This window comes from Achromobacter sp. UMC71, from assembly GCF_014170305.1.
Taxonomy (GTDB): domain Bacteria; phylum Pseudomonadota; class Gammaproteobacteria; order Burkholderiales; family Burkholderiaceae_B; genus Achromobacter.
On record NZ_LZZT01000011.1, the window covers coordinates 1 to 14,371 of the forward strand.

Annotated in this window: 12 protein-coding genes and 1 pseudogene; 8 read left to right on the forward strand and 5 right to left on the reverse strand. The window is 62.4% G+C overall.

Features of this window, described 5'->3' with window-relative positions; genetic code table 11:
• From A9974_RS29295 to asnB, 4 genes and pseudogenes are all read left to right on the forward strand, one after another.
• Nucleotides 1-549: pseudogene (locus tag A9974_RS29295) on the forward strand (hypothetical protein); the annotation flags it as partial.
• A gap of 98 nt (nt 550-647) precedes the next feature.
• Nucleotides 648-2,552: a nucleoside-diphosphate sugar epimerase/dehydratase gene (locus A9974_RS05320; protein ID WP_183003112.1), complete on the forward strand. Its 1,905-nt coding sequence runs from the start codon at nt 648-650 to the stop codon at nt 2,550-2,552.
• Nucleotides 2,549-3,676: a glycosyltransferase gene (locus A9974_RS05325; RefSeq protein ID WP_183003113.1), complete on the forward strand. Its 1,128-nt coding sequence runs from the start codon at nt 2,549-2,551 to the stop codon at nt 3,674-3,676. The genes A9974_RS05320 and A9974_RS05325 overlap by 4 nt, the downstream gene beginning before the upstream one ends.
• A gap of 21 nt (nt 3,677-3,697) precedes the next feature.
• The gene (gene asnB, locus A9974_RS05330) at nt 3,698-5,593 is read left to right on the forward strand and encodes an asparagine synthase (glutamine-hydrolyzing) (RefSeq protein ID WP_183003114.1); all 1,896 of its coding nucleotides are present in this window, start codon (nt 3,698-3,700) and stop codon (nt 5,591-5,593) included.
• On the opposite strand, the gene A9974_RS05335 is transcribed toward asnB, so the two are convergent.
• The 5 genes from A9974_RS05335 to A9974_RS05355 all read right to left on the reverse strand — a co-directional run bounded on the left by A9974_RS05335 (nt 5,583) and on the right by A9974_RS05355 (nt 11,746).
• A complete protein-coding gene (locus A9974_RS05335; RefSeq protein WP_255468038.1) occupies nt 5,583-6,761 on the reverse strand; it encodes a glycosyltransferase in 1,179 nt (392 codons plus the stop codon). The two genes, asnB and A9974_RS05335, sit on opposite strands and share 11 nt — an antisense overlap.
• Nucleotides 6,742-8,013 carry a hypothetical protein gene (locus tag A9974_RS05340; protein ID WP_183003115.1) on the reverse strand — a complete coding sequence of 424 codons (1,272 nt, stop codon included), beginning with the start codon at nt 8,011-8,013 and terminating at the stop codon, nt 6,742-6,744. Before A9974_RS05340 ends, A9974_RS05335 begins: the two co-directional genes overlap by 20 nt.
• A 29-nt stretch (nt 8,014-8,042) precedes the next feature.
• Nucleotides 8,043-8,951: an NAD(P)-dependent oxidoreductase gene (locus A9974_RS05345; protein ID WP_183003116.1), complete on the reverse strand. Its 909-nt coding sequence runs from the start codon at nt 8,949-8,951 to the stop codon at nt 8,043-8,045.
• A gap of 11 nt (nt 8,952-8,962) precedes the next feature.
• The gene (locus A9974_RS05350) at nt 8,963-10,537 is read right to left on the reverse strand and encodes a hypothetical protein (RefSeq protein ID WP_183003117.1); all 1,575 of its coding nucleotides are present in this window, start codon (nt 10,535-10,537) and stop codon (nt 8,963-8,965) included.
• A gap of 66 nt (nt 10,538-10,603) precedes the next feature.
• Nucleotides 10,604-11,746: a DegT/DnrJ/EryC1/StrS aminotransferase family protein gene (locus tag A9974_RS05355; RefSeq protein ID WP_183003118.1), complete on the reverse strand. Its 1,143-nt coding sequence runs from the start codon at nt 11,744-11,746 to the stop codon at nt 10,604-10,606.
• A gap of 120 nt (nt 11,747-11,866) precedes the next feature.
• Here A9974_RS05355 and A9974_RS29630 point away from each other — a divergent pair, with 120 nt between their 5' ends.
• Genes A9974_RS29630 through A9974_RS05375 form a run of 4 tightly spaced genes read left to right on the forward strand, consistent with a single transcriptional unit; the run spans nt 11,867 to nt 14,353 of the window.
• A complete protein-coding gene (locus tag A9974_RS29630; RefSeq protein ID WP_183003119.1) occupies nt 11,867-12,508 on the forward strand; it encodes a hypothetical protein in 642 nt (213 codons plus the stop codon).
• 53 nt (nt 12,509-12,561) lie between these two features.
• On the forward strand, nt 12,562-13,182 hold the full coding sequence (locus A9974_RS05365; RefSeq protein ID WP_183003120.1) for a hypothetical protein: 621 nt from the start codon (nt 12,562-12,564) through the stop codon (nt 13,180-13,182).
• Between the two features lie 9 nt (nt 13,183-13,191).
• The gene (locus A9974_RS05370; protein ID WP_183003121.1) at nt 13,192-14,127 is read left to right on the forward strand and encodes a ketoacyl-ACP synthase III; all 936 of its coding nucleotides are present in this window, start codon (nt 13,192-13,194) and stop codon (nt 14,125-14,127) included.
• Nucleotides 14,120-14,353 carry an acyl carrier protein gene (locus A9974_RS05375; RefSeq protein WP_183003122.1) on the forward strand — a complete coding sequence of 78 codons (234 nt, stop codon included), beginning with the start codon at nt 14,120-14,122 and terminating at the stop codon, nt 14,351-14,353. The genes A9974_RS05370 and A9974_RS05375 overlap by 8 nt, the downstream gene beginning before the upstream one ends.
• Nucleotides 14,354-14,371: the final 18 nt, after the last annotated feature.

Consider the following 14,371-nt stretch of genomic DNA (forward strand, 5'->3'; position numbering starts at 1 on the left):
GCACCCGCCCCCGCCGCAAGCCCATCTACGCCCCTGGGCAACACGGCCCCGCCGGCGATTGCCCCCGCACCGGCAGGCGCCAATGCCTCGCCGGCCCCTGCCGCGGTTCCCGCGTACCCCCACGCCCCCGCGGCAAACGTGCGGATCCAGGCCAAGGACGGCGATGAATCCACCGCCTTCCGGGCCCGGCTGGCTATGGACATGATCGCCGAATGGCGCACCCTGCCCGGGTGGCAATGGCTCACCGGGCTGGGCGCGGGGCAATTGAACCTGATCTGGCCCGGCAACAAGGCGCCCTGGGCCTCGCCCCACTTTTTCTGGCTGGAAATGTTCTTCCATATCGGCCTGGCCTGGTTCGCCCTGCTCGGCTGGCTGGCGCTGCGGCTGGAATGGCTGGGCAGGATCTGCCTCCTGGTTGCCGGCATCGCGGGCGTGGCGCCCAGTTCCATGGTCTATTTCCAGCCATTCTGGTTGTTCCTGGGGGTGCTGGCCGCCCAGATGCCGCTGAAACGTACCCAATTGCCCCCTGCCCAGGCGGGTGCACTCTGATTTCGGGGCATGTAATTGCCTCGAGAATCAGCGACCCGAGCCAAGGCCTGTAGAATTTCATACATATATAACAAGGCACACACCGTACCGACGCCCCCATGATCCTTCCTCTTGCCATCCGGCGTCTTTTTGTAGATTTGCCCCGGCCTGCCAAGCAGGCGCTCGCCGTCATGCTCGATGCGGCAATTCTGCTGATTTCGTTCTATCTGGCCTTGTGGTTGCGTTTCGAGCTTTTCTTTCTGAACACCTCGTACGCCGCCCTGTCGCTGGCCGCCTGTGCGGGCGGAATTCTGGCCATGGCGGGATTCCGTGTCTACAACTACATCCTGCGCTACATGAATGAGCGGGTGATCCTGGGGATCACCGCGGGCGTCGCCGTCTCGGTCATGGTCGTTACCGCCGCCAACACCTTTCTCCAACTGGTCGGGCTATCGCGCGCGGTGCTGGTCATCTACGGCTCGCTGGCCATTGCGGGCCTGGTCGGTACGCGGTGGGTCGCTCGACGCGTGCTATTTACTGACACCAAGGACGTCAGCGACCTGCGCATTCCCGTCGTCATCTATGGCGCGGGAGGCGCAGGTTCCCAACTGGCGACGGCGCTGCGCGCCGGCCCCCACTACAAGCCCATCGCCATGCTGGACGATGATCGGCGCAAACACGGCCTGATGGTTTCAGGCCTGCGTATCCACCCTCCCGGGCATCTGCCCAAGTTGGTGGAACGCTACTCGGTACGCCAGTTGCTCATCGCCATGCCCACGGCTGGCCGGGCGCGCCTGCGCGAAATCGTCGAAACCGCGGAACAATACCGGCTGCGCATTCGGCTGGTGCCCAGCCTGCGCGAACTGGTCGATTCAAACGGACTGCGGCTGCGCGACGTTCAGGTCGACGATTTGCTGGGCCGCGACCCGGTCGCCCCCGTCCCGGAACTGCTTGGCCGCTGCGTCACGGGCCGCAATGTGATGGTGACCGGTGCGGGGGGGTCTATCGGTTCCGAACTGTGCCGCCAGATCATCGCGCTGGACCCGAAGCGGCTGGTTCTGTTCGAGATGTCCGAGCCCGCCCTGTACGCGATCGAACAAGAACTGATCCAACTCATCGGGAAACGCCCCATAGAACTGCACGCGACCCTCGGATCGGTCCGTGACCATGCGCATACCCTGAGCCGTATCCGGCAGTACGGCATCCAGACCATCTACCATGCGGCGGCCTACAAGCATGTGCCCATGGTCGAACAGAATATCGCGGAAGGGGTGGCAACCAATGCGCTGGGCACATTGTCGCTGGCGCAAGCCGCCATCGCCGCGCAAGTCAGCGATTTCGTCCTGATCTCCACCGACAAGGCGGTTCGCCCCACCAATATCATGGGGGCCACCAAACGGCTGGCCGAACTGATTCTGCAATCGCTGTCGCAGCGTCAGGCGGTCACGCGCTTCTCGATGGTTCGGTTCGGCAATGTCCTGGGCAGCTCGGGTAGCGTCGTGCCTCTGTTCCACCGCCAAATCCTGGCTGGCGGACCGGTCACCTTGACGCACGCGGACATCACGCGCTACTTCATGACGATCCCGGAAGCCGCGCAGTTGGTGCTGCAGGCCGGCGCCATGGGTGAATCAGGTTCGGTCTTCGTGCTGGACATGGGCGAACCTGTCCGCATCCGGGATCTCGCCGAGCGCATGATCCGGCTATGCGGCCTGACCATCCGCGACGAATCGGACCCGGATGGTGATATTGAACTGCGTGTGGTCGGTTTGCGGCCTGGCGAAAAGCTCTACGAAGAACTGCTCATCGGCGGCGACGTCAGATCCACACTGCACCCGCGAATCATGCAAGCGCGGGAAAGCGATCTGCCGTACGAAACCCTGATGGCCGGACTAGCCCGCCTCGAGCAAACCCTGGCCTCCTTCGACCGTGACCAGATGGTCCAGGCCATCGAAGCGCTCGTCGCCGAATACAACCCGCAGGCTGCCGACAAACCCCGCTGCCAGCCTCTACCCGTAGCGCAATGACGGCACGGATCGCGCATCTCACCACCGCCCATCCGCGCTTTGACGTCAGGATATTCCACAAGGAATGCCGTAGCCTGGCGCGGCAGGGCTACCAGGTCGATCTCTATGTCGCCGACGGCGGCGGCGACACTCGCCGCGATGATGTCTCCATCATCGACGTCGGGCCCTCTACCGGTCGCGTGAGCCGCATGCTGGGAAAGACCTGGGCAGTGTGGAACCGGGTGCGTAAAACAGATGCCCGGATCATCCATATCCATGACCCCGAGCTGCTGCCCGTTGCCCTGGCGCTCAAGTGCACGGGACGCGCCGTCATCTATGACGCCCACGAGGACCTGCCCCGGCAGATATTGAGCAAGCCCTGGATCAAACCTTGGATCCGGCAGGCCATTGCCTGGCCGGTCGAGCGCGTGGAGAATTTCATCGCGCGCCGCTGCACGGTCGTTGTCTGCGCTACGCCGCACATCGCCCAGCGCTACGCTGCGCAGGGCGCCAACAGCATCGCCGTCAACAACTACCCCATCCCCGGTGAACTCGGCGACAGCGCTGAACCGGATCGCCCTGCCACGCCCGCCCGCGGCGACAGGACAATCTGCTATATCGGCGGCATCGCCCGGATACGCGGTGCGGTCGAAATGATCCAGGCCCTTGAACACACCGATGCCCGTCTCATCCTGGCTGGCCCCATGGAAAGCGAGGCGCTGCACGCGTCGCTGCGGGCAATGCCCGGATGGAGCAAGGTCGACTACCGGGGCGTGCTGGATCGCCCGGGCATTCGGCAAGTACTGGCGGAATCGCAACTCGGGCTGGTGCTGCTGCACCCCATCCCCAACTATCTCGACGCCTTGCCGGTCAAGATGTTCGAATACATGGCGGCTGGCGTTCCCGTGCTGGCGTCGGACTTTCCGCTCTGGCGACAAATCCTTGATTCATCCGGCACCGGCCGCTGCGCGGACCCTTTGGATGCCACCTCGATCGCCCGCAGTATCAACGCCATGCTGGCCACGCCCGCCGACGAGCTGGAGCGCATTCGCGCGGCGTGCCGCCTTGCGGCTCGGACCACCTACAATTGGCGCAACGAAGAGGCAAAGCTCATCGACGCCTACGCAAAGATCGCGACGCCCTAACCATTCAGGACAGAACTATCCATGTGCGGCATTCTTGGCGGGTGGTGGGCCTCTCCTCCGGATAATCTGACGACCCAGTTGGCGCAGGGCCTGGCGCAATTGCGCCATCGAGGCCCCAACGACCAGGGCAGCGAAATCTGCGCCGCCCCCGCCGGCAAAGTGGCCCTTGGGCAAACCAGGCTGTCGATCATTGATCTTTCCACAGGCGGACATCAACCGATGTCCAGCCACGACGGCGCCCTGACGGTCGTCTTCAACGGCGAGATCTACAACTACCGCGAACTGCGCACCGAGTTGAAGTCGCTGGGTCACCGCTTCTCCTCGGACAGCGACACCGAAGTTCTGCTCGCCGCCTGGTATCAATGGGGCAGCGCCGCGCTGCGGCGCTTCGTGGGGATGTTCGCATTCGCCATGCTCGACCACCGCGCCCATACCCTCACGCTGGCGCGAGACGCCTTCGGCATCAAGCCGCTTTATTACCGGCCCACTGCGGGCTCGACAGCCTTCGCCTCCGAACTACGCGCCCTCATGGCGCTGGACGGGCAAGCCGCCCAGCTGGACTCCCAGGCCGCCTATGACTATCTGGTCCACGGGCACTACGACCACACCGAACGCAGTTTCGTCAAAGGCGTGCTCAGCTTGCCGCCGGCGCATTTCCTGACCTTGTCCACGCGCACCGGGCAGGCCAGCGCGCCGGTGCGCTGGTGGGCCCCGGAAATCACGGAGCGCAAGCCTGGCCTGTCCTACGCCGATGCAGCCGCCGAACTCCGCGAGCGCTTTCTCGATAGCATCCGGCTGCATTTGCGCAGCGATGTCACGCTAGGCGCGGCCCTGTCCGGCGGGCTCGATTCGTCCGCCATTGTCTGCGCCATGCGGCACGTCGAACCGGACCTGCCCTTGCGCACGTTCAGCTTCATCTCCCAGTCGAAAACCCGCTCTGAAGAACAGTGGGTCGACATCGTCAACGCCGAATCCCGGGCCATCGAACACAAAGTACGCGTCACGGCCGCCGAACTGGCCGGCGATATCGACGACCTGATCCGCGCCCAGGGCGAGCCCTTCGGCAGCACCAGCATCTACGCGCAGTACCGGGTATTCAAGGCGGCCAGGGCTGCCGACGTCACGGTCATGCTGGAAGGGCAAGGCGCGGATGAGTTGCTGGCCGGCTACAACGGCTATCCCGGGCAACGGCTGGTCAGTCTGCTGGAACGCGGGCGCTTGCCTACGGCCGTCATGCATCTGCTGGGCCAGCGCAATTGGCCTGGCCGCAGCATCAAGTCAACCCTCCAGGAGGCAGTGGGTATCGCGGCAAACGATCGCCTCTATCAGCGCCTGCGGGCCATGTCAGGTCGGGACCCCCGGCCCGCATGGCTGAATGCCGACATGCTGGAGGGCGCTGGCGTACGGCTGGAATATCCGCGCGCGGTCTGGCCGGGAAATGCCCGGGGCCGCCGCGCGGTCGCCGAAATGGCGGTATCACTGAGCCAGCGCGGGCTCGGCTGGCTGTTGCGCCACGGCGATCGCAATTCGATGCGCTTCTCCATCGAAAGCCGGGTTCCGTTCCTCACGCCGGACATTGCCGATTTCCTGATGGGCCTGCCCGAACATTATCTCGTGTCGGTGCAAGGCGAGACCAAGCGCATCTTCCGTACCGCCATGCAGGGCATTGTGCCGCCGGCCATTCTCAATCGCAAAGACAAGATCGGCTTCGAAACCCCCGAACTCGAATGGCTGCGCGAACTGGCGCCGCAGGTACGGCAATGGCTGGCGCCAGGTCAAGGCGCGGGGCTTCTGGACAATGCCCGGATCTTGCAGCACTTCGACGACGTCATGGCAGGGAGGCGGCCGTTCAGTTGGCAGATCTGGCGCTGGATCAATTTTCAGCGCTGGGCGCAGCTCAACGGCGTCAAGGGCTGAGGCGCCGGCGCGCAAGCGCCTCTTCATAATCCGCCCGGGTCTTGCGGGCAATGGCATGCGGATCATGCCACCGCTCGACATACGCCCGGCTGCGCCGCGCCCAGGCCACAAGTTCTGGCCGTGGCATGCCAAGCACCTGTTCCAGCGCCTGCTCGACCGTCGCTTCGGTCACCTGCAGCACCGGCAGCTCGCGCGCCATTTCCACGGGCAGCAACGGCAGGTCCTCTTGCCGTATATAGGAAAGCACGGGCTTGCCCAATGCCATCAACTCCACGGCCAACCCGCCATACCATCCCGCGAACAGCTGGTCGATCAGCACGTCCGCGCGCTCGTACTGCTGACGCGCCTGCGCATGGCTCATGCCCTCGACGAGAATAAGCTCGAACTCGAAACCGCGTCTACGCAGGCGATCCAGCGCCTTGAGAATGTGGTCCGTGCCCTTTACCTGGCGATTGCTCGGCGCATGAGCGATACGCAGCGGCCGGCTTTCCTCTTGCGCATATACCGGTGTCCATTCGTCCAGGAAGATGTGCGAATACGGGACGAATTCGGCTCGGGCGGGTAATACCCGCAACAGATCCGGATTGACGGAATAGATCCGGTCGCAGTATTTGTCCAACCGCTGAATCTGGCGCCGCTTGAAAGCATCGCTGGCCGCGTTGTAGTAGTCGGCGCCGACTTGCCTGGCGATACAGATGGGGAAATGCGCCAAGGAGTAGTCCCCCTGACGCGCATCATCACCCTGGTAGGTCACGAACATGGGCACGCCACGCCGCCGCGCGCGGGTCAGCTCAAGCCCCTGCAGCAGCCACAGGTAGGCGGCCCGCACGGGGTACACCAGACGCTTGAACAAGCCCGATCCCGGACTGGCCGACCACGCATGCGGCCGCGCCAGCGTCGTCCCGAAATTGAAGTGCAGCACGTCATAGCGCGGCACATCGCGCCACAGAGCGCTCCAGCGCCGCCATTCCCTGCGCAATGGCCCCGCCGCATCCGGGTTGATCACGATGTCCACGGGATACTGCAGATAATTCTGCTCCGTGGTCAAGGTATCGCTGCTGACGCCCTCTTGACGCAGGGCGGCGCTCAACCCTTGAGGGTTGCCGCCGACCGATGTCGGCAAATGCAGAACGCGGTATGGCTCCATTTCAGGGCGCCATGTTTTCATCGTCCTTGGCCAGCTCGAGCAAGGGATGGTAGAAATTGATCAGGTCTACCGGCTTGCCCAGCCACACCCGATCCAGAATGGCCGAAAACATATCCGCGCTGGCATCAAAGGAATGCCGCTTTTCGACAAAAGCGCGTGATCGTGCCGAAATTTGCGGCCACTCGTCGCGCCGCTCGATCAAGTCCCGCAGCACATTTTCAATGGTTCGCTGCCCCGCGGACACGATCGGGCATTCATCCAGATAGGAATAGGTCCGGAACAAATCCGTGGCCGGCAGCCCATCGACGGGGCTGACCACGACGCGCCCCAACGCCAATCCTTCGAGCGCGGCCAATGCATACCCCATGACCAATTGGTCGACGTAGATATCGGCACGTCCGATACGCTCAAGCGCTTCGTGATTCGGTACCCGCTCGATCAGGTCCAGATGGATGTCCAGGCCTTCCGCGCGCAACGCCTGCACCGCGCGTACCAGGAACTCGGTGCCCTTCACGCCACGGTGATTCGCTGCGTGCGCAATACGTATGGGGCCGCTGGTGGCGGGAGGCGTGAATGGACGGATGCGAGCCGTATCGACCGGATAACACGTCAACGGCAAGATGTCCCACCGAGGCAAGCTCGTGAAATGCACCAGGCAACCGACGACGATATCGGCGTCATGCGTCATGCGGCGAATGCGCCGCTGCACGCGGGCGGCATGGTTGCCCATCGCGGGATAGCTCATCATCAACCCGTGGCGCCACAAGGGATCACTCATCTGGTCATAGACGAACGCATCACTGCCGTAGGGCATGACGACGATCTTCTTACCCGCCATGCGCAGCAGCTTCAGCTCCCACGACGCGAGCAACGTATCGCGCAACACCCCGCCATCGAAATACATGAAGAACACGTCATAGCGCGACAGCGAATAGCCAAAAAACCGATACGCCATCCACCGCGAGCACAGGTAATCCGCGAGCTTGCCCCGCGATACCGCCGGGAACAGCAAATGATCGAAATCCTCCCGGCTGTTGATCGCATACAACTCCGTCACCGCGGTTTCGCTCACGTAGCCACGCTCGGCCATTGCACGCGCCATATAGGCCAGTGATTTGATCGGCGTGGACTGCCAGATCAGGCGCGGCCGCTCAGCGGCGCGATGCGGGGAAAGCGCATGACGCACGTAGCCAGCCACCACGAAGGGCAGCCCGGCAATCAGGACGAGAATGCCCAGCAGTATCGTGAGCAAACGTTTGAGCAAAACGGACATCCCGGGTTCTTTCCTTGTCGTCCGGTGGCCTAGGCCTGACTGAAGAAGCGAGCTCCTTCGTCAAATGATCTGAATCGGAAATCCGGCATGAGACCCGCAAGAACCGTGGTGGGCGGCACGATCGTCAATTGTCCGGCTTTGCCGGTCCGGGCGAATACCGGCTCACGGCCGATGATGCGGCCAATAGCCTCGGCCACATCCCGAATGCTCAGGGCTTCGGGCGTAGCGACGTTGACCGCGCCTTGCCAGCCCGTCAGCGCCGCGGTGCGCAACACCGCCACCACGTCGTCGATATGCGTGGGCGTGAACACCATGCCGCCCTCTTCGCCATCCAGCATTACCTGCTCGCCGGACTGCACGCGCTGGAACAAATTGGGGACCAGGCGGCCGGTCTGCTGCGGGCCATACGGAAAGAAGAATCGCAATGCGCAGACATTGAACAGCTTGGAATATGACTGAGCCAACAACTCCGCAGCCAGCTTGGTGCGCGCATAGTGACTCTCCGGCGCTTGCGCCGCGGCTTCATCCATCGGGTTGGCATAGGGCTCGTAAACGCTGCCCGTGGACGCCAAGACGAAACTCTTCACGCCGGCCTTGGCCGCGTAGTCCAGCAGCACTGCCGTGCTCGCCACGTTGACCTGGAACATGTCCATCGCCGAACCGGGAAAATCGCGGTAACCGTCAGATTGGGCGAGATGGATGATCTGATCCACGCCATCGGGCGGAAGCGCCGCCGCCAGATCGACAGGCGCGCCCAGATCGGCACGCACGCTGTGGACACCCAGACGCGAGAATTCCGGTACTTCCCGGCGGCCCAGCGCCAATACGTCGTGTTCGGCGGCGAGCTGCTGGATCAGATGGCGGCCAACAAAGCCGGTCGCGCCCGTCACAAGTATCCGCTGTCGAGAGAAAGACCCGTTGGAGTCGAGTGATTGCATGGTTGTCGTCATCACGTCTGCGCTTGGTCTCGATAGACATCGAGAAGCTTCTGCGTTATTAGTTCGTTTGAATGGTGAGCTTGATACCAGCGCTGCGATTCCTGGGAAACGTCGCGCATGTACTGCGGATCCTGGTGAAGCCGGCGCAAGGACTCGAACACGTCTTCCGGCGTGCGAACGTTCAAGACGGGCGGCAGCACGGGGAAACACCAGCGATGCTGCTCCTCGTTCAGGTAGAACATGGCCGGCTTGCCGCAACCCCAGGCCTTCGGCGCCGTGCTGCCGAACGAGCCCAGCCAGAATTGATCCGCCAGCAGATCCGTGGCGGCAATGTAGCGGCACATCAGGGCGTTCGGGACCGGCTGAATCCAGCGCACCCGATCCGCGACGCCCAACTCCTCAAGCAGTGCGCGCGACGCGGGCACGGATAGTCCCCAATCGACCATCACTGCCGAAGCGCGCGGATTGACTTCCTTGACGAAACGCGCAAAGCCGCGGATGAAGATATCGTTGCCCTTTTCCCAGTTAGGGCTGCGCACCTCCGGCTCCCAGTGCTGGCGGGACGGATGGAAAACGATGAAATCGGTATCGAGCTCCTGGCATAGCGACTGGCGCAACGCCTGCGATTCCGGTGTTTCATGCAAGCTGTCTTCGTTGACCGGATGTGGGATGAAGCTGTAGCTGGGCAGTTCCAAGCGTTGCGCCGACCCCAGCACATCCGCATTCGTGATGAACGCATGCTTGGCGCGCGTGTAGGTCAAATAGGTCAGCTGCCCCATATAGGACGGCTCGAAAGGCAAGCTGCGCAGCGTGCCGTGCTCGAACGCCAGGAACGGCGTGCCTGCGATGAGCGGCAAACGCCCGCCTGCGCCGTAGACTTGCACGATATCGTATCGGCTCATCAAGGTCTTGATGGCATCCCGGTAAGCGGGCGCGGTGGACTCGATGTCACGCAAGGCGTTAGGGCCGGCGAGATCGACGACGGCAACCGGCGGCGTATCGATACCGGCCGCAACCGGAACGGGAACCGGAGCCACGGGTTTACGCTCGGCGCGCAAGCGTCCTTGCGTGATCAGCCGAAAACCGACGCGAGCGCAAAGCTTGAACAGCCGCTGCAATTTGCGCACGGCGGCCATTCCTTTGCGCGCGAATTTGTATCCACCCACCAGGCCGCTGCGGACGGCCTTGCCCGCGCCGCCGTTGCTGCAATCGATTTCCCGGTCCAGATTGCCGATCTTCCACCAGAAACGCGCGGCCAACTGGCGTCCTTCGGTCTTGGCCAACAGATAACGCAAGCCGAACGGCTCGCGCATCTGTATCACCCAGTCGGGACGCGTGTAATTCAAGTCTGCGGTCCGCGTCCAATCAGGCTGATTGTGCGTACCGGCGAAGTGGGTGAATCCGCCTTCCTCCCATTCCGGGCAGGCCATGATGTGGTAATAACCGCCAACATACACATCGACCTCGACGCCATGGCGGCGCAGGGCCTTGGCATTCAGATAGGCGTTGTTGGCAATATTGTCGATGAACAAGACGCGCAACGGCCGCGCGTCTTCTCCGTCAATCTTGAGCTGTGCGTTTTGCACCAGAGCTTCCCCGTAACGTGAATATGGCTCGCGAGAGCCCCCGCCCCACGCGAGCCTATTGCGCCCTCAGGCGCTACGCAACGCGTCGGCCAGGGTTTTTACCACCAAGGCTTGGTCTGCATCGGTCATATTCGGGAAAATCGGCAGCGTAATGGTGGTGTCTTCGCACAAGATGGCGTTGGGGAAATCCTCGGCCCTCAGGTTGTACTTATTCACGTAGTAACCCAGACGCACCACGGCATGCGTGCCCGGGCGCGTCTGGATGGACTTTTCGTCCATCGCCCGCATCACCGCATTGCGACGCTCACGGCCACCTTCGCGCACGCGCACAACGTAGCTTTGATAGGAGTGGCCATCGACGTCCGCCGCCTCGGTAGGCAGCACCAGATCAGACTCTGAAGCGAGCAGCTTGGAATAGGCCAATGCGCGCGACCGGCGCTCGGCAAGCAAATGCTCCAGTTTCGCGAACTGCGCGATTCCGACCGCTGCCTGGATATCCGACAGGCGCAGGTTGTACCCCAGGTTGTCGAACGTCGACATGGTCCACGGGCCGTGCGGCTCGATTTCGGCGGAAGGCAACCCGGACGAGCCGTGGTTGCGGAAGCTATTGACCAGCTTGGACAACGCCTCGGAACGCATAGTGACCGCGCCGCCCTCACCCGTCGTGATCACTTTGCGGGGGTGGAACGAAAAGCAGCCCAAGTCGCCCAACGTGCCGATCGGGGTGCCCTTGTAAGTGGTGCCGATTGCGCAGGCGGCATCTTCGATCACGGCAAGGTTGTGCTTCTTGGCGATTGCCAGGATCGGATCCATTTCGGCGGCCAGGCCGAACAGGTGGACGGCCACAACCGCTTTGGTGCGCGGCGTGATCGCGGCCTCGAAAGCCGCCGGATCCAGGTTGAAGGTGTTCGGGTTGACGTCGGCGAACACGGCCTTTGCGCCCACGTATTCGGCGGCATTGGCGGACGTGATCCAGGTAAACGCCGGGATGATCACCTCATCGCCGGGACCCAGGCCCAGGGCCAGCGTGGCCAGATGCAGTGCGGCGGTGCAGGACGTCGTCGCCAGCGCGTACGGCGCGGCGTGGCGTTTGGCGAGCAACTCTTCGAACTGCCGAGTCATCGGGCCTTGCGTAACCCAGCCGCTGGCGAGACAGCGGCGCACACTTTCGATTTCGCTTTCGTCAAACGAAGGGGCAGCGAGTTGCATTGTTCAAATAGCTCCGAGGGGCAAGGCGAGCCGGAAATCCACGGGGGGGAGGCCTTGCAGGGATTAAAATGCCGAATTGACTATTTTACCGCGCAACCCAGGCGCGGAACGGAGCGGTCTGTGCCTAAGGTACTGATTTTGGGCGGCCACGGCGATGGCTTGGTCGCGGCACAAGTGCTGCGGGACATGCAGCGCAGCGGCCAGGATATCGAATTGGCGGGTTTTCTGAATGATCGCGTCCCCAAGGGGGGCGACATCTCTGGCATTCCCGTACTTGGCACCACTCGAGAATGGAACACATTTCCATCCGACATGATGTTCCACATCGCCCTGCATAAAGTGGGACACATGCGTGCGCGTGTGGAGCTCATCGAATCGCTGGGCCTGCCGGCCGACCGGCTCGCCAGCCTGGTGCACCCTTGCGCACAGATCGCCGATGACGCCAGGATCGGCGCCGGCGCCCTGATCGCCTCTTTCGTCACCTGCCAGCCGGGCGTGACCGTTGGCCGCTGTGCTACCGTGCGTGCGGGCGCCAATCTGGGACATGACGTACAGATCGCTGACTTTTCATATGTCGGGCCGAACGCCACCCTCTGCGGGCGCGCCAATACCGGCAAGGGTAGCCATGTCGCCCCTGGCGCCATTGTGGTGGACGGAATTGCCCTGTCCGACTTTGCCCTGCTGGGGGCTGGCGCAGTCGCCTTCAGGCCTCTGGGTCAAGACGAAGTCTGGATGGGAAACCCGGCGCGGAAAGTAAAATAGAAACCATCGGGACGCTCCTCCACGGGGCTCCCGCGATTTCACATTGGATCTGCATGCACAAGGACCTCGATTTATCTTTCAAGGGCAACCGGAACTATCTGCACGGCACCGACATCTTCGACACGTTGCTAGCGTGGCTGTACGAGCAGGGTTTCGAGACGGTCGAGGGCCTGGATCTGTCCTTCCATCAAATTGCGACAAGCGCCTTGCGTGCCGAACTGGACCCCCCTGAGGCCAGTGAACACAGGGACGCGGCAGTCCTCTCCTTTAAATCTCAAGGGCTGCGCCACCGCATCCACCTGCGGGAGACCGCCGCGCCTGTTCTCGGACGGCGGCCCTACCCGGAAGACCGGCTCGTAGCCGGCGCCAATATCGACCTCTCGGCCCAGACTATCATCGTCGAGAACTGCCTGCCCGGCTATAGCGCTATCGAATATTGGGTCGCGTTGACCAAGGCGCTGCATTTGCGCGCCTTGCCCGACGCGGCAGGAAAATGGCTATTCGTGCGAGCGCGCCTTCCCGAACTGGGAGGCCCCCTCGAGTGCATCCGTCCCGCCGTCCAACTGGTATCCAATTATCAGGGCAAGCTGACGCGCAGCGAAGTCAGCCTTGACGGCAGAAAATTCGGCGATATCTATTTTTCGCTGCTCCAAGAAGCTGATGAACGCCGCTAGGAGGTGAACATGATCGGCATTCGCGACATCGCCGCCTATATTCCGCCACGCCGTGTAGACAACGCCACAGCCGCTGCCCGGTTCGAGGTAGACGAAGCATTCCTTGAGCGTAAGCTCGGCGTCCTGCAACGCTCCGTTGCCGAGGTCGATGAACATAGCTCGGACATGGCGCTGAAGGCGCTTCGATCACTCTGCGAACAATCCAGTCTGGATACGTCGAAGATCGGCGTCCTGGTCGTCGTGACCCAAAATCCCGATGTGAATTTGCCGCACGTGTCGGCCATTGTCCATGGCAAGGCTGGATTGCCCGAAACGTGTGCCGCCTTTGACATCTCGCTAGGCTGCTCGGGTTATGTCTACGGCCTGTCGGTCATCCACGCTTTCATGCAAGCCAACGGAATCAGCCACGGCGTGCTGATAACGGCCGATCCTTATAGCAAGATCGTGGATGACCAAGACAAGGCAACCTCGCTGCTGTTCGGCGACGCTGCAAGCGCCACTCTCATCGGGCCTGATCCCATATTCACCTTGGGGCCGTTCTCGTTCGGAACACGGGGAGCGGCGCATGAGGCGCTGATCACTCGCAATGGTCAGTTGCACATGGACGGCCGCGAGGTGTTCAACTTCGCAGCCACCGGCATACCGGCTGATCTTGCGAAGCTCCTGACCCAGGCACATCTGCAACTCGAAGACATCGACTGCTTTATTCTTCATCAAGGCAGCCGCTACATCGTCGACACAATCACCAAACGCGCCGGCCTGCCCGCCGAAAAAGTACGCTTCGGCATGCAGGGCTACGGTAATACCGTATCTTCCTCGATCCCGCTGTTATTGCGCGATGAGCTGGATAATCAAGCTATCCGCCAGATCATTCTGAGCGGTTTCGGCGTGGGCTTGTCGTGGGCAAGCTGCGTCATAAAGAGAAATGGAGTTATACGTGGTTAATGTTGACACTGTTGCCGAGATCATCCAGTCGCAGGACTTGATTCCCGATTTTTCCACGTTCGATCCTGCCGCGACGTTCACTGAAAATGGCATCGATTCGCTTGATCAGATGACGATTCATCTGGCGGTGGAGGAGCACTTCCGCATCAAATTCACGGAAGATGAGCTGGGCCAGGCCCAAAGCGCCGCGCAGATCGTGGCGCTGCTCAACGCGCGGGGACTCTGACCCGCTGGCGGCCGGGCA